The 17,852-nt window shown below is 41.4% G+C and carries 17 protein-coding genes; 3 read left to right on the top strand and 14 right to left on the bottom strand.

What is annotated here, in order from left to right:
• Window positions 1–81: 81 nt before the first annotated feature.
• Together KTO63_RS08740 and KTO63_RS08735 are read right to left on the bottom strand one after the other, a co-directional pair.
• Window positions 82–780, bottom strand: a complete 699-nt coding sequence (locus KTO63_RS08740) for a response regulator transcription factor (RefSeq protein ID WP_217790842.1) — start codon at window positions 778–780, stop codon at window positions 82–84.
• Window positions 781–783: 3 nt separating this feature from the next.
• Window positions 784–2,049 carry a sensor histidine kinase gene (locus KTO63_RS08735; protein ID WP_217790841.1) on the bottom strand — a complete coding sequence of 422 codons (1,266 nt, stop codon included), beginning with the start codon at window positions 2,047–2,049 and terminating at the stop codon, window positions 784–786.
• 182 nt (window positions 2,050–2,231) lie between these two features.
• On the opposite strand from KTO63_RS08735, the gene KTO63_RS08730 reads away from it, so the two are divergent.
• The gene (locus KTO63_RS08730) at window positions 2,232–2,456 is read left to right on the top strand and encodes a hypothetical protein (RefSeq protein ID WP_217790840.1); all 225 of its coding nucleotides are present in this window, start codon (window positions 2,232–2,234) and stop codon (window positions 2,454–2,456) included.
• Between the two features lie 223 nt (window positions 2,457–2,679).
• Here the strand turns inward: KTO63_RS08730 and KTO63_RS08725 are convergent, their stop codons facing one another.
• The 11 genes from KTO63_RS08725 to KTO63_RS08675 form a co-directional block, all read right to left on the bottom strand.
• The gene (locus KTO63_RS08725) at window positions 2,680–3,156 is read right to left on the bottom strand and encodes a YcxB family protein (protein WP_217790839.1); all 477 of its coding nucleotides are present in this window, start codon (window positions 3,154–3,156) and stop codon (window positions 2,680–2,682) included.
• A 243-nt stretch (window positions 3,157–3,399) separates the two neighbouring features.
• Complete coding sequence (locus KTO63_RS08720) at window positions 3,400–4,047, bottom strand: ABC transporter ATP-binding protein (RefSeq protein ID WP_232373090.1); 648 nt, start codon at window positions 4,045–4,047, stop codon at window positions 3,400–3,402.
• Window positions 4,025–4,831: an acyl-ACP--UDP-N-acetylglucosamine O-acyltransferase gene (gene lpxA / locus KTO63_RS08715; RefSeq protein ID WP_217790838.1), complete on the bottom strand. Its 807-nt coding sequence runs from the start codon at window positions 4,829–4,831 to the stop codon at window positions 4,025–4,027. Before lpxA ends, KTO63_RS08720 begins: the two co-directional genes overlap by 23 nt.
• Window positions 4,832–4,949: 118 nt before the next feature.
• Window positions 4,950–6,356, bottom strand: a complete 1,407-nt coding sequence (locus tag KTO63_RS08710) for a bifunctional UDP-3-O-[3-hydroxymyristoyl] N-acetylglucosamine deacetylase/3-hydroxyacyl-ACP dehydratase (RefSeq protein WP_217790837.1) — start codon at window positions 6,354–6,356, stop codon at window positions 4,950–4,952.
• Window positions 6,357–6,764: 408 nt separating this feature from the next.
• Entirely contained in the window at window positions 6,765–7,679 is a 915-nt protein-coding gene (locus KTO63_RS08705) for a DUF5777 family beta-barrel protein (protein ID WP_217790836.1), read from the bottom strand.
• Between the two features lie 152 nt (window positions 7,680–7,831).
• Window positions 7,832–8,371: a YceI family protein gene (locus KTO63_RS08700; protein ID WP_217790835.1), complete on the bottom strand. Its 540-nt coding sequence runs from the start codon at window positions 8,369–8,371 to the stop codon at window positions 7,832–7,834.
• A 31-nt stretch (window positions 8,372–8,402) separates the two neighbouring features.
• Window positions 8,403–8,783, bottom strand: a complete 381-nt coding sequence (locus KTO63_RS08695; RefSeq protein ID WP_217790834.1) for a hypothetical protein — start codon at window positions 8,781–8,783, stop codon at window positions 8,403–8,405.
• 25 nt (window positions 8,784–8,808) lie between these two features.
• Window positions 8,809–9,219 carry an OB-fold putative lipoprotein gene (locus KTO63_RS08690; protein ID WP_217790833.1) on the bottom strand — a complete coding sequence of 137 codons (411 nt, stop codon included), beginning with the start codon at window positions 9,217–9,219 and terminating at the stop codon, window positions 8,809–8,811.
• Window positions 9,220–9,251: 32 nt separating this feature from the next.
• The gene (locus KTO63_RS08685) at window positions 9,252–10,703 is read right to left on the bottom strand and encodes an outer membrane beta-barrel protein (protein ID WP_217790832.1); all 1,452 of its coding nucleotides are present in this window, start codon (window positions 10,701–10,703) and stop codon (window positions 9,252–9,254) included.
• On the bottom strand, window positions 10,691–11,266 hold the full coding sequence (locus KTO63_RS08680; protein WP_217790831.1) for an RNA polymerase sigma factor: 576 nt from the start codon (window positions 11,264–11,266) through the stop codon (window positions 10,691–10,693). The genes KTO63_RS08685 and KTO63_RS08680 overlap by 13 nt, the downstream gene beginning before the upstream one ends.
• Window positions 11,267–12,004: 738 nt before the next feature.
• A complete protein-coding gene (locus KTO63_RS08675) occupies window positions 12,005–15,388 on the bottom strand; it encodes a vitamin B12-dependent ribonucleotide reductase (protein ID WP_217790830.1) in 3,384 nt (1,127 codons plus the stop codon).
• 296 nt (window positions 15,389–15,684) lie between these two features.
• On the opposite strand from KTO63_RS08675, the gene KTO63_RS08670 reads away from it, so the two are divergent.
• A complete protein-coding gene (locus KTO63_RS08670; RefSeq protein WP_217790829.1) occupies window positions 15,685–16,407 on the top strand; it encodes a DUF2490 domain-containing protein in 723 nt (240 codons plus the stop codon).
• Window positions 16,408–16,500: 93 nt separating this feature from the next.
• Here KTO63_RS08670 and KTO63_RS08665 read toward each other — a convergent pair whose 3' ends face one another.
• Window positions 16,501–16,884 carry a group III truncated hemoglobin gene (locus KTO63_RS08665; protein ID WP_217790828.1) on the bottom strand — a complete coding sequence of 128 codons (384 nt, stop codon included), beginning with the start codon at window positions 16,882–16,884 and terminating at the stop codon, window positions 16,501–16,503.
• A gap of 162 nt (window positions 16,885–17,046) precedes the next feature.
• Here KTO63_RS08665 and KTO63_RS08660 point away from each other — a divergent pair, with 162 nt between their 5' ends.
• Entirely contained in the window at window positions 17,047–17,808 is a 762-nt protein-coding gene (locus tag KTO63_RS08660; RefSeq protein WP_217790827.1) for a geranylgeranylglyceryl/heptaprenylglyceryl phosphate synthase, read from the top strand.
• Window positions 17,809–17,852 lie beyond the last annotated feature (44 nt).

Here is a 17,852-nt window from a genome sequence, read left to right as displayed (position 1 = left end):
AATGGTGAAAGGTGAATGTTGCACCAAGTTAATGTTCGAACTTGTCGCAGGGCGACGCATTCACGATTGACGATTGACGTGTTACGACTTCACAGGCACATTAAACCGGAATCCCACACCATGTATGGTTTCCAGTACAACGTCCGGGTCGGTCTTAAAATGCTTGCGTACTTTGGTGATGAAAACGTCCATGCTTCTTCCGAGGAAATAGTCATCTTTTCCCCAGACATTTAAAAGCACTTCTTCGCGTTTTAATACTTTGTTAGGGTGCTGGCAAAGAAACAGCAACAATTCAGCTTCTTTTTGCGTAAGTGTGCTGTTGCCTTCCGGAGAAGTTATCGTAAGGTTAGCAAAGGAAAATTTGAGTTTACCGATCTGGTAGTCCTGCACCTGCTCGGAATACATTTTTTTGGTCCTTCTTAAAAACACATCCATGCGGAGCAGTAGTTCCGGCATGCTGAAGGGCTTGGTAATATAGTCATCCGCGCCGCTTTGAAAGCCCTTGATCTTATCTTCTTCCAGTGATTTGGCAGTGAGGAAAAGAATGGGAACGACGTCTGACTGCTGTCTTATTTTTTTAGCTACTTCAAAACCATCTTTATGCGGCATCATCACGTCCAGTAAACAGATGTCAAATTCATTCTTGTTGAACCTTTCAATGGCTGTTTGGCCATCTGCACACAAGATTACCTCATAGCCCGCCTCTTCGAGGCTGTCTTTGATTACAAAACCCAACGCTGCATCGTCTTCTGCCAATAGAACTTTTGCTTTGTAACTCATTGATTATAATTTGGGTAAAACAATTCTAAATTCTGTACCTATTTCCGGTATACTATTTACCGTGATTTTTCCGTGGTGCGCAACCACTACCTTTTTTACGAAGTTCAATCCCAGGCCAAAACCTTTTACATTGTGCACATCACCGGTTGGAATTCGGTAAAACTTCCTAAATATATGTTTTAAATACTCCTTTTTAATGCCTATGCCGTTATCTTTTACTGAAAGTGTGAAGTGGCCGTTCTGTGCACTGGTGGAAATTATGACCAACGGATGCTCGGAATATTTGATCGCATTCTCAACCAGATTTACCACAACAAGCGAAATATGCGGCTTGTCTGCCGATATAACAACGTGTTTGGGGTCGAGCTGCAAATCGATCTTTGCATTTTTCATCTTAATCAGGGGGTCCAGCTGCGTTATCACTTCGCTGATCATCTCATTCGGATCGAAGGTGGTTTTTTCCAGTGTCAGGAAGTTTTCATCGGTCGTTGCCGTTTTTAGCAGCCTTTCTACCTGGTATTGTAAATGTTCCGTTTGCTGCTTGATGATCAGGCTGTACTGTTTTAAACGATCGGGCTGGTTGAGAATGGCCGGCCCCACAAGTACGTCCGATGCAAGTTTCATCACTGCAAGAGGCGTTTTAAATTCGTGTGTAAAGTTGTTCACGAAGTCCTTCTGCAGTTCATTCAGTGTTTTTTGTTTGTATAAATAAAACAAGGTTGCCGGCAAAGCGAGCAGCACCACAAAAAGCAGGATGGTAGCGCTTATCCACCAGCCGAGCTTTTGTACAATGTATTGTCTTCTGTGCGGAAAATAGAGGTATATGTATGAGTGATCAAGATTGAGCTCAGGAAGGTCAATTTGTGTTTCGCGTGGGTTAAGGGAAGCGGCTGTCGGAAGATACAACTGGTACAAATATTTTTTTGAACCCACATCATACAGCGCCATTTTACAATCTGACAGTACTTCAAAGTCCTCAAACTCGCTAATGAGAAAGTGCGAGAGCGAGTCTTTTGGCGGAATGCTGTCTATCTCGATAATGAATGTATTGAGGTCAGGATGGTCAATAAGCTTCTGCAACTGGGTTCCGGGATAATCTGCTATATCAATATCTTCAAAAAGGCCGCGGACGGCTTTTACAACATTGTTATTAAATTCCCGTTCTTCAAACTTGTACACCTTATTCAACCAATATAACTGCACACCAATGATGATGACAATTATTACGGTGGAAAGGAGTAAAATCCATTTTAAAGTTTTTGAACGCATACGAAAAATTGGTACTGGAACGTTTGTTACAAAATTCATTTCAAATATTGAATGAACCTGTGTTTGCCTTGTTAAGCCGTGGTTAAGCTGTTAACACTGGTTAAGCTGAAGTTAACACAAAAAAAAAATTTTTCGGGTTAAAAATTGTTGCCCATTTTTACATCGTTAAACAAATCCATACAATGAAAAAATTATTTCTTGCTGCTGCAATGCTGTTATCTGTAAGCGCTTTCAGCTTTGCACAAACTAAGGCTTCATCAGGACAAACACAAACCACTCAACACACTAAAAAGGATGGTACTCCTGATAAGCGCTACAAAGAAAACAAAACAGCAAAAGATACTGTAGTACATGCTAAAAAAGACGGTACTCCAGATAAAAGATATAAAGAAAATAAAAAGAATTAAAGATAGTAATAGAGGGTTTTTTAGGGTTAATGACGCTGCTTTTCCAAGCAGCGTTTCTTTTTTGCCCAGGCAAAAAAGAAAAATTTGAAAATGTGGTGATTTGAAAATTTGAAAATGCTTTGTGTGCGGCAGTCACAGTATTGTTTAAACTTTTCGCCCTGCAAGAACGAAACATGCAATTAGAGCGCTGCACAGCTCATTTTCAAATCCTCAAATTTTCAAATTATTGCTTTATATGCTCTTTGAGCAGGCTACGAGCACTCTGCATATCCGGAATGTCCTTAAACGCATCTTTTGGGATTAAGAAAAATGAGCGGGCGTCGAAATAGAGGTGGAAGAAATAAGGCGTTTCCAAAAAATTACTGAAGAGGTTCCACTCCCATTTTTTTGAGCCTCTATCATTAGAAAGGGTGAGACCATCGTCTTTGAAGTCCACAGAAAACTCATCTTTAAATGTATGTGCCCTCCTGTAAATGCTGGCGGGCAGCACACTCCATATCACGACCATCAGCACAAGCCACAACAGTGAAAAGATCAGGAATGAGATGGGTTGTATCTTCTTGAAATAAAACAGACCTGCCGATAACAATGCAAATACATTGATGATGATGATCAAAAATTTTATTTCCGGTCTTGTGAAAAAATGATATCGCAAGCCTTGTATCACCTGTTTCTTGTTGTAGTTGAAATGGATGGTCATAGAGCAAAAGTAGGAATTTGAAAATTTGAAAATTTGAGAATTTGAAAATGTTTTAAGTGCAACCGAAAACGGAACCCTGCTCTTCAAGGCTTGTAGCCTTGAAGCTGTATTCCATCGCCTCCGGCGATTTTATTGTTTCCAGAGGCAACAAAATAGAACTTCAAGGCTACAAGCCTTGAAGAGCAGGCTTTGTATTTTCAAAAATCATAATTATCATCACGATCATGAGAATCTGCGTTTTCTCTACTTGTAGTCGCTTATGGAAATTTTTGCAGTGCAGAAACCGTATTCTTCAATGTCGTTGCTGCTTACGATGATGAGGCGGTTGTTGCCAAATTCGCTGATCATGCGTTTGTAGAGTTCGTAACCCGCATCATCAAAATTTGTACAAGGTTCATCAAGCAACAATAAATGCGCGTTGGAGAAAATGGCCTGGGCCAATTTTACCCGTTGCTTCATACCGCTGCTATAATAGCGGATCTGCTTGTGTGCGGCTTTTTCAAGGCCAACATATTCGAGGATATTCTTTTCGTTCCAGCCATCGAGCAACGGCTTGAAAGTTTGGTGGAATGAAAGGAATTCTGTTGCTGTCATTTCCTCTATGAGTTCGAGGTATGGAGCACAAATTGAAAGATGTTTGTAAAGATTTTGTTCGCCGATGGAAGTGGGTTTTTGAGTTTCGGATTTACCTGCTGATAAATCCGAAACTTCTATTTTCCCTTCACTGAAAGCGGTTGCGCCTCCAATGCACTGTAGTAATGTAGATTTGCCGGAACCATTTGGTCCCACTATTGCGTAAGCGTTGCCGCTTGTGAATGTGTAATTGACGTGACGAAAGATCCAGTCGCGGTTGAACCGTTTTCCTGCATCAGATAGCGAGATCGTCATCATTGTTGCCTTTGGTATATCTTTTAATAATGCCACGGCCACTTTCTCTCACAAATGTCAAAATATCATCACGCTCGTCAGTTGCCGGATATTCTTCTTCAATGAACTCAAGCGCCTGAGAGGTGTTGAGGCCTTTGTTATAAAGAACTCTGTAAATATCAAGAATGTGATTGATGCGCTCGATTGTAAATCCGCGACGTTTTAAGCCTACAGAGTTTACACCTGCATAGCTAAGCGGGTTTCTTGCTGCTTTGATAAAAGGGGGAACATCTTTGCTTACCAATGAACCACCGCCGATGTATGCGTGCTGACCAATTTGAACGAATTGGTGAACGGCGCACATACCTGCAAGGATGGACCAGTCGCCCATAACAACGTGACCTGCCATTTGCGTATTGTTGGTAAGAATGCAGTTGTTTCCTATCTGACAGTCGTGCGCTATGTGGCTGTAAGCCTGGATAAGACAATTTGAACCTACCGATGTTTTACCTCTTTCCTTTGTGCCACGGTTGATGGTAACAAATTCGCGGATTGTTGTAGAGTCCCCAATTTCAACCAGTGAATCTTCTCCTTCAAATTTTAAGTCTTGAGGGATGGCGGAGATAACGGCACCAGGAAAAATTCTGCAATTTTTTCCGATTCTTGCGCCTTCCATGATGGTAACGTTAGAACCAATCCAGGTTCCTTCGCCAATTTCAACATTAGGATGGATAACAGTAAATGGATCAACTTTTACGTTGGGAGCTAGTTTCGCGCTAGGATGAATATATGTATGCGGGTGAATCATAAAGATAAAGACATTATAAAAGAGCCAGTTTTGAACTGGCTCAAGTAAAAATTTATTTGCAAAAGTAGGTTGGCCAAACCATATAACCTATTTAATTGATACTAAGAACTTGCTAATGTTAACTCCTCTTTACCAATTGCGCTACTAAATCAGCTTCTGTAGCTACTTTATTTCCAACATATACAGTTCCTTTCATTTCGCAAATGCCACGACGGATCGGCGCAGCCAGTTCCATTTTAAGGATCATTGTGTCGCCCGGCACCACCTTTTGTTTAAACTTACAGTTGTCAATTTTGATAAAGTAAGTATCGTAGCTGCCACCGCCTAATGCGTTGATTGCCAAAATACCGCCTGTTTGTGCCAGCGCCTCAATCTGCAATACACCAGGCATTACAGGATTTCCCGGGAAGTGGCCTGTAAAGAACGGCTCGTTGAACGTTACGTTCTTAATACCGATAATGCGTTTGTCAGTCAGCTCAATAATCTTATCTACCAACAAGAACGGATATCTGTGTGGTAAAGTTTTTTCAATTTGCTGAGTGGTATATACAGCAGGCATTGTTGGATCGTAAATAGGAATATCCTTTACATGCTTGTTCTTCTTGATATACTGTTTGATCTTCTTCGCAAACTCAACGTTTGTACTGTGACCGGGACGATTAGCAATAATTCTTGCTTTGATAGGGTAACCGATCAGCGCCAGATCTCCCACAATATCAAGTAGTTTGTGGCGAGCTGGTTCATTTAGGTAGCGCAGCTCAAGGTTGTTTAAATAACCTTCGCTCTTCACTTCCATTTTATCTCTCTTGAAAACTTTTGCAAGTCTTGCCATTTCTTCTTCCGTTACCGGTTTATCAACAACAACGATCGCATTGTTAATGTCGCCGCCTTTGATAAGGTTGTGCGCCAGCAAGGTTTCCAACTCGTGCAGGAAGCAGAAAGTACGGCAGGGTGCAATTTCCTGTTTGAAATCACGCATGTGCTTTAAACCTGCATGCTGTGTACCCAATACCGGAGAATTGAAATCTATTAATGTAGTGATCTGATAACCAACTGAAGGCATGGCTACCATTTCCACTCTTTTTTGTTCGTCGTAATGATGAATGTTTTCGTCTATGCTGTACCAGATTTTTGTAGCGTCTTGTTCCAGCACACCAACTTCTTCAATCATTTCTACAAATGGCTGGGAACTTCCGTCCATAATTGGCGTTTCCGGGCCGTTGATTTCGATAAGGCAGTTGTCAATGCCCATACCTACAAGAGCTGCCAAAACGTGCTCTACTGTACTCACTCTTGCACCATTGTCTTCAATGGTTGTGCCTCTGGAAGTATCTGTTACTAAGTCGCAATCTGCTTTAATAATAGGATGTCCGGGCAAATCAACACGTTGAAACTGAAGGCCAAAACCTGGATTTGCAGGTTTCAAAGTCATATCTACACTTATTCCTGTGTGTAGTCCTGTACCTGAAATGCTTACTTCTGCACCAAGCGTATGTTGTTTGTCGGGATTGAAATTTAAGTCCATTCGATTTTCTTAAGTCCGCAAAGATAGCTATTAACAGTGAATAGATTCGCCTACAATATGGATCATTTATTTACAAGCATTTATACTATAAAAAAAGAAAGCCATAATCGTAATGTTACGCTTATGGCTGCAAAAGCTCAATGAAAAAAGTATTTATCTCAAATTGCGACAACCCCTGTAATGGTGGTTTGCAGCATCTGACGTGGTAATTGTTCTGGCGCACGACGACAGGAATGCGACTACAATTGCTAGGGTAATGACTGTTTTCATGTTACTTGGATTAAATATTTGATTCGATAACTGTAACGAAAAACAAGCCGAAATAGTATAAAAAAGTCTAAAGTTTACATAAAGAATAGTCAGTTAATCAAATGTTTGCAGGGGATTTCGAGGGGGAGAGCTGCAAAATTACCAAGACACCCTATTCTTCGCCTTCTTTGTAATATTAAAGCTTCGTGAAATATTGAAGCCAAAATAAATGGCACCGTCGCCCCATTTACCCAATGTTCTTCCAATGTATTGCGTTTCCACCATTCCCTGTGAATTGGTAAATACCAGTTGGAATACGTGCCCACCGGTTTCTATGTCCCAGCCAAGAGAAAATGAATTGTAGACGTCCATGGAATTTACCTGGTTAGGAAGGAGATAGTTGTATTCTGCGGTAATCGCCATTCTTTTGGTAAACTTCACACGACCTCCGGCAGAGATTGCAAACTGATTGTTCTTGTCATCTGCTGTTGGAACAATGTTATAATGAAGGAAAGTAGGAACCAATTGAAAAGAGATATTGCGGTTGAATTTTCTTGCGATCAACAATTGCGCAGTGTACGCAGTGCGATACGTTGCATCTAAATATGGTTTATCATCGTAGTGCTGCGTGAAGTGATTGATGGAACCCAAGAGGCTTACAGACACAGGCATGTTCACTGCACCGGTTGACTGTCGTAGTAATTTATATTTCACATAGCCATCAAACATTTTCTCATAAGAACTTCTGCCGATGCCAATTGCAAGTCTTGACGAAATACCGTAATCAAGCCCTAAGCGCAATGTCGCATTATCCAATCCCCATAAATTGTAAGCTCCGCTGTTGAGCTGACCAAAGCGGTGCTGTATCACAAAATCTAAGACACCTGCACCGGGGGCTTCAACAGTTTGCATATTGATGACGTGCAGCGCCTTGAATGTGCCGGTAGTGTAAATGACGCCACTGCTTGCCTGCATAGAATCATTCAATGATTTTAAAAGAGAAGAATCCTGTGCATGCAATTCTCCGATTGTTATTATGATGATTAGTGAGCAAAAAAATTTCTTTAGAGACATGGAAGTTTGATTTATGGTGAATGGTGAATGGTGAATGGTGAATGCGAAACCCTAAAAAAGCGTGATGCATTGTAAACGCAAATCGTCAATAGTGAATGCAAAATATAGAGCTCGCAGCTACATTCACCATTGACCATTCACGTTTCACGGCCTCACTTTGCGTTACAGTCCAGCTTTACAACCACGTTCATTTCTTTCGCTATTTTATCACGCACTATAGAAGGAATGGTGATATTGTAGTCCTCTGGTTTCATTTTGAATTCGGCTTGTCCTGTCATTCTTCCCTGTTGCATTTGCAACGTTGCCGGTATTTCTATTGGACGAGTTACATTGTGCAGCGTCATATTGCCCTTGATGGTTACTTTGTAAATGCTGTCGCTTCCCGGCGGTACATTGATTGTATATGTACCTGTGAAACTGGCTTTGGGATATTTGTCACTCTCCACATAATTTTCGTTGAAATGCTCCTGCATTAATTCTTTTGTGAAAATGAACCCTTTCAGTAGCAGCGTAATAGCCATGTTTTTGTTGCCCGCGTCAATGATGGCGTACACCTGCTTGTTTTCTGCCCTGATATCTTCCATTGGGGTTTTTCCATAAAAGCCTATAAAGCCGGAACGTGTCATGTACTGCTGGCTATGCGCCCAATAGCAGTTTATAAGAAGGATAAGGAAGATGCTAATCTTTTTCATCTGAATCTAATTTTTCAATTATTCTTGATCGTTAGTTATTCTTTGCTCCCTGGTTAACCCATGCAGTGATCTTATTGATTGAACAATCATCCAGTTTGGGTCTTCCATAAGGCATTGCCGGAAATCCGGGTGCATGTGTAACAACGCCAACGAGGTGCCCCGCATCGGCATGAACTTTAAGGTTGCTGTAGGTGCTCAGGTCAATGCCACCACTACCTGCAGTGCTACCTGCGCCGTGGCATTCATAGCAATTATTGGAAAGTATGTTCACTATATCTGTGCTATACTTTACTGCTGTTGTGTCACAGGTGATGCCATCGCTCAGGCTTTCTTCATTCGCTTTTGAACAGGAAATTGCCAGACATGTTATTATTGCTGCAACAACTAACGAGGATGAAATGTATTTACGCATAGAGTGCTTCTTTTTTCGATTCATTTTATTCAATAACACAATCCACCACATTTACATCGAGCAGAAAACCGGTGCATCTGCCTTTAATAGTTATGAGTGAATTGACCGAAGGAACTTTCAATGATTGTGCATTGTAAAAGCTGCAATTGATACCTCCCGCAGCTTTTTCGCCTGCACTAAGTAAAATGCTAATGGTAGTGCTGTCTTTCTGAACGGCGTTCACTGTTCCTTTGATGCTTATTACCTTTCCTGTGTAATTTTTATCTGCTTCTGTTTCGTTAGAGAGATAAGCGTTGAATAATTCAGCAGCACTGATGTTTGCTGAAGGTGCAATATCTCTCGCATCTGTATGTGGTTTTTGATAGGCATAGTAGGCCCAGGCGGCGAGGCATAACAACACAATCCCCGCTGCGAGAAAAAGCACTTTCTTTCGCATATACTTAAATGTTACTGTAAAGAATGATTAAATCAGAAGCGATGCGTAATGCCCACTTGTAGCCCTATGCTGGAGATAGGGAGGTTGCCAATACCAACTCCTGTTAAAGGAAGTCTTAAATATGGCTCTGTTCTTAAGCTGCCTATTTTACCAAGTTTGTATTCATAACCGGCACTTAAAGTCATAACTGAGAACAAGTTGTTGCCTGAGTTATTATAGGTTCTTTCTGCGCCGTAATAGCTACTGCCATGCTTAGCATAGTAATAGTATTCTTCTTTCTTCATAAAATAAGAGGTAAGCCCAGCCGTTGCGAAAAAGTTTCCTTTTTTCTTGAAAGAGAAATTATAACGTGCACTTACGGGAACTTCAAACATGTTACATGCACCGTCAATGTTTAGAACCTGGACAGCAGGGGGGATGCCTGTATTTTTTGTATCGAAATATTCTCCATCGCTATAGTATTGTTTTTTATCCCAGAGCACCCCTGTTTCTATTGCCCATTTTTTATTGAATTGATACCCCACCAGTATGCCTGCTCCAAAGCCTATATGTTCTACTGTTTGCATTTTGATGGTGCTTACATCAGCGGCGCCTAATATACTGATGTAAATCCCATGCTGTTTACCTTTCTCTACTTTAATGTCGTTCTTTTTTGTAGCAGCAACGGTGTTGTTGATTGCAATCGAGTCTTTATGTTTTTCGACTAAAGGACCTGGTTGCGGATTTGTGTTTTTTAACGGGATATTGGATATGTTCTGTTGATCATTGGATATGGATGCTAGATCTTCATTGGATTTGGATATGGATGGTTGATCATTATCGGATATGGACCTATTGGATACGGATTTATTGGATATGGATTGCCGGTCGTTTCTGGATATGGATTCTTGGTTTCGGTCGGATATGGATATTATATTGCCGGACTTTTGGTTTTTCCTGGATTTGGATTTTGATCTCTGGTTATCATAGGTAATATCTTGTGCATTCCTTGTATTGGAACTGCTTGTATTTGTTGTTAAGTCATTTGTTGTTGTTTTAGGGTTATTAAATAGTTTTCCGGATTGTTTTTCATTTTTCAAAGAGATTGGATTGTCATTGGTTTTCCTTTCTAAGGAAATTGGATTGTTGTTAGAAGCTTCTGTTTTATCTGGATATTGGATATTGCTATTCGTTGTTACCAGTTTTTGGCTCGCCGGTGCACTGTTTTTCTCATCTCCGCTTTTAGCCGCCGCAACTGTATTTGTTTTATTTATTCCGCTGCCTGTTTTGATGTTATGTGTAAACACAAAGCCAAGCGGCAGTATCAACAGGAACCAGAAGAATCGTCTGCGATCATTTTTGTCTCTGCCTGCGCGCAAAGGGTTATTGTTCCCTGATTGCAGTGCAGATTCAATTCTGCTCCAGTCTGGTTCAGGTGTTCTTAAAGGATACTCTTCAGCAGCCTTTCTAAACAGGTCGTCCATATTGTCATCTAAATACTGCATAGTTCTATTGCCCCACTGTCTTTGTTAATAAATTTTTGCAGTAATGCCCTTGCTTTCGATAAGTTAGATTTAGAGGTTCCAACAGAAATACAAAGAGACTCTGCTATCTCGTGGTGCGTGAAGCCGTCTATTACAAACATGTTGAACACAATCCGGTAAACCGGCGGTAACTTTTTTACGTAAATCATCAGCTCTTTATAGAGCACTCGCTGATCGGCATTCGCACTTCTATCGGGTTCCTCCCATACATGATCAGCAATACCGCCGATTTCCGGCATAAGGTCATTTTTACGTAAAGCATCAATTGCTGTGTTCACCATAATTTGTCTCAACCATCCCATGAACATTTTCTCTAAATGTTCTTCGTTTTCACATTTGAAGGTTGAGAACTTCATAAACAGTTTCACATACCCATCATTTACTACATCTACCGCTTTGTCATAGTGATATATATAGCGGAACACTATCTTCAAGGCATAGCCGTAATATTTCTCATAAAGTGCCTTCTGACACCTTGAGTCTTGCTTTAAGCAACCCGATATTATTTGTGCAATGCCTATCAAAATTCTTGTTGTGTTGTGCTATTTGAAAGTATATACGAAAGGTACAAAAAAAGGTTGCCTGCCGGGGGCGAAGAAATGAATAATTGCGTGACAGGATAATTCAGACAGTTGGTTTTCAATGGTTTGCAGTTTTAGGTTTTTAAGGAAGAAAAATGAGAAATTGTTCTTTTTAAAGGGTGAACAAGATAAGAACGCGGTTGTGAATACTATTATTATATGGTGATGCCCCGCCAATATTGGATTTTTCGAAATAGAGAGCTGTTGAATGGCGATTATAGGGGGAATTCAGTCAATATATGTTAATCTAATCGCCGGTGTTTTTTTATGCCGTCAAATAATAATTTGGCATGGGGCTTCTTCGAAGCCTACTAACGTGTCACCCCTCTGGGGCTGGTATTCGGTTCACTGTGGTTCAATAATTTCTACGAACGTGACGCCCAGCTGGAGCTCTTTGCGACTTGCAGAGTATATCAAATAGCCCCAGCGGGGCGACACGTTCGTAGAAAAGAAAACGTTTTGGAAAATATGTTGCCAGCCCCGTAGGGGCGACATGTTAACCTCGCGAAGCGAAAATCAACGGGGTGCTTTGGATAAAGGCAACGGCAGAGATCAAACCAGCAGCGAACACCTCAATTATTCAATCATCCAATCGATTCAATTATTAAAACAAAAATCCCGATAGTGGAAACTACCGGGATGAGTTTTTGGTTGGTTTATTATCGAAAAAGATAGATCAATTTAGCTGCAACCCATGCTATTGCCACAGTTCAGGCATTTGTAGCAAGTGCCGCTGCGAAGCGTGATGTGTCCACACACGTTACATGAAGGCGCATCGCTCTGCATATTTTTTGCTGCTGCATTTACCGCATCCAGACCACTTTCCACTTTAATAGCCGCTGCTTTTTGAGGTTTGTGTGAATGCGAATGGTGAGGCTGAGGAGAGGGCGCACTCGCCGCCGCTACGATTCTTACATCGCTCAGCTTTGGTGTTTTTTTGTCATACTCCAGTGTAGTTGGAATTTCATCCCAATCGTCAGTTCCAGTGTTGCCTACTTCCGGTCTGTCAAGCACGTGAACCAGGTCAGTTCTGCCTAAGTATTCGTAAGCCAGTGAACGGAACAGGAAGTCAACAATGGAAGTAGTGGTTTTGATATTCGGGTGATCTACCATGCCTGCCGGATCGAAGCGGGTGAATACAAATTTCTCTACGAACTCTTCCAATGGAACACCGTATTGTAAGCCGATAGAAACAGCTATAGCAAAGCAATTCAACATGCTGCGCATTGTAGCCCCTTCTTTCGCCATGTCGATGAAGATTTCACCTACAGTGCCATCACCGTATTCGCCGGTACGTACAAACAAGGTCTGGCCGTTTATTTTAGCTTTCTGTGTAAAACCTCTGCGCTTAGCCGGAAGTGTTTTTCTTTCTACTATGCGCGACAGCTGACGTTTCAATTTAGTATCAGGAGAAGCCTGAACACGTTTTTGAACTTCTTCCAGCAAATCTTCCACTGTTAATTTACCCAGATCCACAATTACAGATTCCTGAGATGGAGTTTCTTCCGCTTTCTCATCCTCTGCTTCTGCAGTTTTTGCTTTCTTGTCGCTCTTTGTGCTTAATGGTTGGCTCAGTTTGCTTCCGTCGCGGTATAGCGCGTTCGCTTTAAGACCCAGCTGCCAGCTCAGCATATACGCATCTGCAATTTCTTCTACAGTAGCTTCATTTGGAAGATTGATCGTTTTTGAAATAGCGCCGCTGATGAATGGTTGTGTTGCGCCCATCATACGGATGTGACCGTGTGCATGAATATAGCGTTCGCCTTTTTTGCCGCATTTGTTTGCGCAATCAAATACTGAAAGGTGTTCTGCTTTTAAGTATGGAGCGCCTTCAACAGTCATTGTTCCGCATACATAATCATTTGCTTCTGCAATTTGCTCATCAGTAAAGCCGAGTGCCTCCAGCAAGCTCCATTCGAAGTTGAAATATTGCTCCGGTTTGAAGCCAAGACGTTGTAAACATTCTTCGCCCAAAGTATATACGTTGAATACAAAACCAACTTCAAAAGCGGAACTTACTGCCGTATCGAGTTTTTTAATTTCTTCTGCAATAAATCCTTTTTCGCTTAATGATTGGTGATTGATGTGGGGAGCGCCTGCAAAATTTGCTGTACCCACTGCATATTTCACTATTGCATCAATTTCTTTAGCATTGTAACCAAGATTTCTCAATGCAGTAGGAACACTTTGGTTGATAATTTTGAAATATCCACCGCCGCTTAATTTTTTGAATTTCACCAAAGCAAAATCTGGCTCAACACCTGTGGTGTCGCAATCCATAACAAGGCCGATTGTTCCGGTAGGAGCAATCACGGTTGTCTGAGCATTTCTATAACCAAATTTTTCACCCAGCTGAACAGCTTCGTCCCACGCTTTGGTAGCTGCTTTCAACAGATCTTCAGGACAATATTTTGCATTGATACCTTGTGGTGTAAGGCTCAATCCTTCGTATGCTCCATTTGCATCGTATGCAGCAGCACGGTGGTTGCGCATTACGCGAAGCATGTGTTCTTTGTTTTCTTCGTAGCGAGGGAAGGCGCCTAACACTTCGGCCATTTCTGCAGAAGTTGAGTAAGCAACACCTGTCATGATCGCTGTAATAGCACCTGCGATTGCTCTTGCTTCTTCGCTGTCATAAGCAATGCCTTTTACCATTAGCATGGTACCAAGGTTTGCATAGCCAAGACCAAGCGTTCTGTAGTCGTAAGAAAGCTGGGCAACCTCTTTAGAAGGGAATTGCGCCATCAATACAGATACTTCCAATACCACTGTCCATAAACGGCAAGAGTATGCGTAACCTTCAATATCGAAAACGTTAGTATCGATATCAAAAAACTTCATCAGGTTGGCAGACGCAAGGTTACAAGCCGTATTGTCCAGGAACATATATTCTGAACATGGATTAGAAGCACGGATGGGGCCGCCTTCAGGGCAAGTGTGCCATTCATTGATGGTAGTGTCGTATTGAGTGCCCGGATCTGCGCAGCGCCATGCAGCGTATGCAATTTTGTTCCATAGCTCACGGGCCTTTATTCTCTTCATTACACGACCATCTGTTCTTGCTTTCAATTCCCAATCTTCATCTGCTTCAAGTTTTGCGAAAAAGTCGTTGGGAATGCGGACAGAGTTATTGGAATTCTGCCCGCTTACGGTTCTATATGCTTCGCCTTCGTAATCGGATGGATAACCTGCAGCGATCAACGCACCTACTTTCTTTTCTTCCTCTACTTTCCAGTCGATGAAGTCAATAATTTCAGGGTGGTCAAGATCAAGACAAACCATTTTTGCAGCACGGCGTGTAGTACCGCCGCTTTTAATGGCACCTGCAGAGCGGTCGCCAATTTTCAGGAAGCTCATCAAGCCGCTGGACGTACCGCCGCCGCTTAATTTTTCCCCTTCGCCGCGAATGCTACTGAAGTTGGTACCAACACCACTACCATATTTAAAAATGCGTGCTTCACGGATCCAAAGGTCCATGATACCACCATCATTTACCAGGTCATCCTCTACGCTTAAGATGAAACATGCGTGAGGTTGAGGACGCTCGTAAGCAGAGGTCGATTTTTTCAACACACCATCTCTGGCATCTACAAAGTAGTGGCCCTGTGGCTTACCGGTGATTCCGTAGCTTTCATGCAGGCCTGTATTGAACCATTGCGGGCTGTTAGGAACACAAGCCTGGTTCAAAATACTATATACAAGTTCTTCGTAGAAAACCTGTGCATCTTTTTCTGAAGCGAAATAGCCGTAACGTTCGCCCCATACGCGCCAGCAATTGGCCATACGGTGTGCTACCTGTTTTGCAGAAGTCTCACGGCCAAGTGAACCATCAGGCTGGGGAACGCCAGCCTTACGAAAATATTTTTGGGCAAGAATATCCGTTGCAATCTGGCTCCATTGTTTCGGTACTTCAACATTCGTCATCTCAAACACTACTTCGCCGCTTGGGTTACGAATTACCGATGTGCGGTAATCGTATTCGAACTGGTCAAACACGCTCACTTCATCTTTCGTGAAGCGACGGCTGAACTGCAGTCCTTTTACAGATTGCTTTTTAGTTGCCATAATGAAAAGTCTTTAGAAGTTTTTAGTAAGTAAAGTCCAATATCCTTTGTGGTAAAAACGAAAGTATTTTTTAAAATTGGCAAAAGCCAGTCCTAAATATTAACAGCTTGTGGAAAAAACAAGTGGAAAATTCCACAAGTGCCTCAGGTCGTGCATTCCTTAAAAACAAAGGGAAACCATGATTTTTGTTAATAAGAAATTTACGATTTTTTATGGAATAAATTTTGAAATTTGCCATACTTTTTTATATTAAGAAGGATACGGAACTCTATTACTAATACTATACCAATTTATTGATGAAGAAGATTTTATTGATCCTATTTGTGGTACTTACTTGTTCGTATGCAGGGTTTACCCAATCTGCATTTTCCGGATGGTTTGCATCATTCAATACCGTTAAGTTAAATTCAAAATTCAGCTTACATACAGATCTCGCAGCCCGCTCCACCAACAAATGGGAACACTTTGCCACATATATCGTAAGGCCCGGATTGAATTACCACATCAATAAAAAGATGGTTGCTACAGTGGGCTATGCCTACGTTGCACACAGGCGCACCATTGATGGCGTAAATGGATATACCCCAGAGCATCGCATATGGGAGCAGTTTATTTTTAATCAGCCGGTTGCCTTTACCACATTGCAGCACAGGCTGAGACTGGAGCAGCGTTTTATAGCAACCCCTCAACTTAAAGATGGAAAAATTACAAGCGATGATCATGTATATGCAAACAGGCTCCGTTATTTCTTTCGCGATGTAATTCCTTTTAGTGGACAAAAACAATTTACCAAGGGACTGTTTGCTTCTGTGCAAAATGAAATCTTCGTTAATCTTGGGGATAAGTCAAACGTGAATGGGAAATTTTTTGACCAAAACAGAGCCTACATTTCCGTTGGATACCGTTTTGTAAAAAGTTTTGATGCAGAAATTGGCTACATGAACCAATATGTTTCGGGTAAGGGAAGCAGTTATGTGAACAATAGCATTTTGCAGCTGGCGACTTATTTGAGACTATAGCTGAATAACTGATTAACTGAATAACTGAATGTTTATATTCAACATGAATTTTTGACTTTAACCACTCAGTTATTCAGTTAATCAGTTATTCAGTCATTTCCCCGCCCTCTCCGCGATCTTAATTTGCATGATAGTTGCTATAGATTGGGCTCTTTGTTTGGCAAGGATGGCAATATCGCCTTCAAAGTACTCGTCAATAGTTTCGTGGAATAGTTTCAGCCAGCGGTCGAAATGCGCCTTGGTCAGGGGAACTTTTTCATTAAGTGATATGTGCAGAGGCATGGGGTTGCCGGAATATTTATTGTTTTGCAACAGCACATTTTCCCAGAAATCAAACATTACGGGAAGATGCGCTTCCCAGTTTACTTTTGCCACGTCATTGAAAATAAAACCGATCATTTCATCGTTAATTACCTTGTCGTAAAAATTTTTTACAAGAGTTTCGATGTCTTTTCTTGATTGTATTGTTTTCTTCATACAGGTGTAAAGCCTGACTATTTAAGGAATAAAGTATAGTAGCTTTTCGTTGTAAAGTTATTTTAATCCTTTTTGATAAATCGAGGGTCAATAAACTTTAGCATTAATAACTGTTAAACCCAAAAAGTTTTGCATTTTTGTAAATCGGCAACCAGTAAATAGATGCGAAATAGTATATATCAATCATTAGTGGAGAAGAAAAAACAAGGGAAGAAATCCTTTGCCGTGTTAATCGACCCTGATAAGGTGGATATCGCTTTGCTGGATCAGTTAATAGCGTTGTCCATTGAAGCTAAGGTGGATTATTTGTTCGTAGGCGGTAGTTTGGTCGTGAGCAACCACCTTGATGAATGCATACAGCATATTAAAGAGAATTGTTCCATTCCTGTTATATTATTTCCGGGCAGCCCATCGCAGATTTCTAAATACGCAGATGCCTTACTGTATCTTTCGTTGATATCTGGCAGAAATCCTGAATTATTAATTGGTCAGCACGTTATTTCGGCACCGTTTGTAAAGCAAAGCGGCCTCGAAATTATGAGCACCGGTTATATGGTAGTTGATGGCGGAGCGCCCACTACTGTTTCCTACATAAGCAACGCATCTCCCATTCCTGCCGACAAAAATGAAATTGCCCTGTGCACAGCACTGGCAGGCGAAATGCTGGGCATGAAGCTGATCTATATGGACGCAGGGAGTGGAGCAAAACGTGCCATTACAGAAGGCATGATCAAAAAAGTGGCATCAAACATTGAAGTTCCATTAATAGTGGGCGGCGGAATAACTACGCCTGAAAAGGCTTACCTTAATTGCAAGGCCGGTGCCGACGTAATTGTGGTGGGCAACGCAATTGAAAAAGATATTGCACTTATAAAAGAAATGAGCGCAGCTGTGCACAGTGTGGAGTTGAAAATTGAAAGTTGAAAATTGAAAATGGTAGGGGCGAATCGTATTCGCCCTTTCTAAAT

This window comes from Pinibacter aurantiacus, assembly GCF_019130065.1.
GTDB lineage: Bacteria > Bacteroidota > Bacteroidia > Chitinophagales > Chitinophagaceae > Pinibacter > Pinibacter aurantiacus.
Note: the sequence above shows the minus strand (reverse complement) of the source record. Positions and strands in the feature narration are given on the sequence as shown.

What these genes read in the sequence shown, in the direction of transcription:
- KTO63_RS08740 (WP_217790842.1), bottom strand. Translation starts at nt 780, where the DNA reads ATGAGTTACAAAGCAAAAGTTCTATTGGCAGAAGACGATGCAGCGTTG.
- KTO63_RS08735 (WP_217790841.1), bottom strand. Translation starts at nt 2,049, where the DNA reads ATGCGTTCAAAAACTTTAAAATGGATTTTACTCCTTTCCACCGTAATA.
- KTO63_RS08730 (WP_217790840.1), top strand. Translation starts at nt 2,232, where the DNA reads ATGAAAAAATTATTTCTTGCTGCTGCAATGCTGTTATCTGTAAGCGCT.
- KTO63_RS08725 (WP_217790839.1), bottom strand. Translation starts at nt 3,156, where the DNA reads ATGACCATCCATTTCAACTACAACAAGAAACAGGTGATACAAGGCTTG.
- KTO63_RS08720 (WP_232373090.1), bottom strand. Translation starts at nt 4,047, where the DNA reads ATGATGACGATCTCGCTATCTGATGCAGGAAAACGGTTCAACCGCGAC.
- lpxA (WP_217790838.1), bottom strand. Translation starts at nt 4,831, where the DNA reads ATGATTCACCCGCATACATATATTCATCCTAGCGCGAAACTAGCTCCC.
- KTO63_RS08710 (WP_217790837.1), bottom strand. Translation starts at nt 6,356, where the DNA reads ATGGACTTAAATTTCAATCCCGACAAACAACATACGCTTGGTGCAGAA.
- KTO63_RS08705 (WP_217790836.1), bottom strand. Translation starts at nt 7,679, where the DNA reads ATGTCTCTAAAGAAATTTTTTTGCTCACTAATCATCATAATAACAATC.
- KTO63_RS08700 (WP_217790835.1), bottom strand. Translation starts at nt 8,371, where the DNA reads ATGAAAAAGATTAGCATCTTCCTTATCCTTCTTATAAACTGCTATTGG.
- KTO63_RS08695 (WP_217790834.1), bottom strand. Translation starts at nt 8,783, where the DNA reads ATGCGTAAATACATTTCATCCTCGTTAGTTGTTGCAGCAATAATAACA.
- KTO63_RS08690 (WP_217790833.1), bottom strand. Translation starts at nt 9,219, where the DNA reads ATGCGAAAGAAAGTGCTTTTTCTCGCAGCGGGGATTGTGTTGTTATGC.
- KTO63_RS08685 (WP_217790832.1), bottom strand. Translation starts at nt 10,703, where the DNA reads ATGCAGTATTTAGATGACAATATGGACGACCTGTTTAGAAAGGCTGCT.
- KTO63_RS08675 (WP_217790830.1), bottom strand. Translation starts at nt 15,388, where the DNA reads ATGGCAACTAAAAAGCAATCTGTAAAAGGACTGCAGTTCAGCCGTCGC.
- KTO63_RS08670 (WP_217790829.1), top strand. Translation starts at nt 15,685, where the DNA reads ATGAAGAAGATTTTATTGATCCTATTTGTGGTACTTACTTGTTCGTAT.
- KTO63_RS08665 (WP_217790828.1), bottom strand. Translation starts at nt 16,884, where the DNA reads ATGAAGAAAACAATACAATCAAGAAAAGACATCGAAACTCTTGTAAAA.
- KTO63_RS08660 (WP_217790827.1), top strand. Translation starts at nt 17,047, where the DNA reads ATGCGAAATAGTATATATCAATCATTAGTGGAGAAGAAAAAACAAGGG.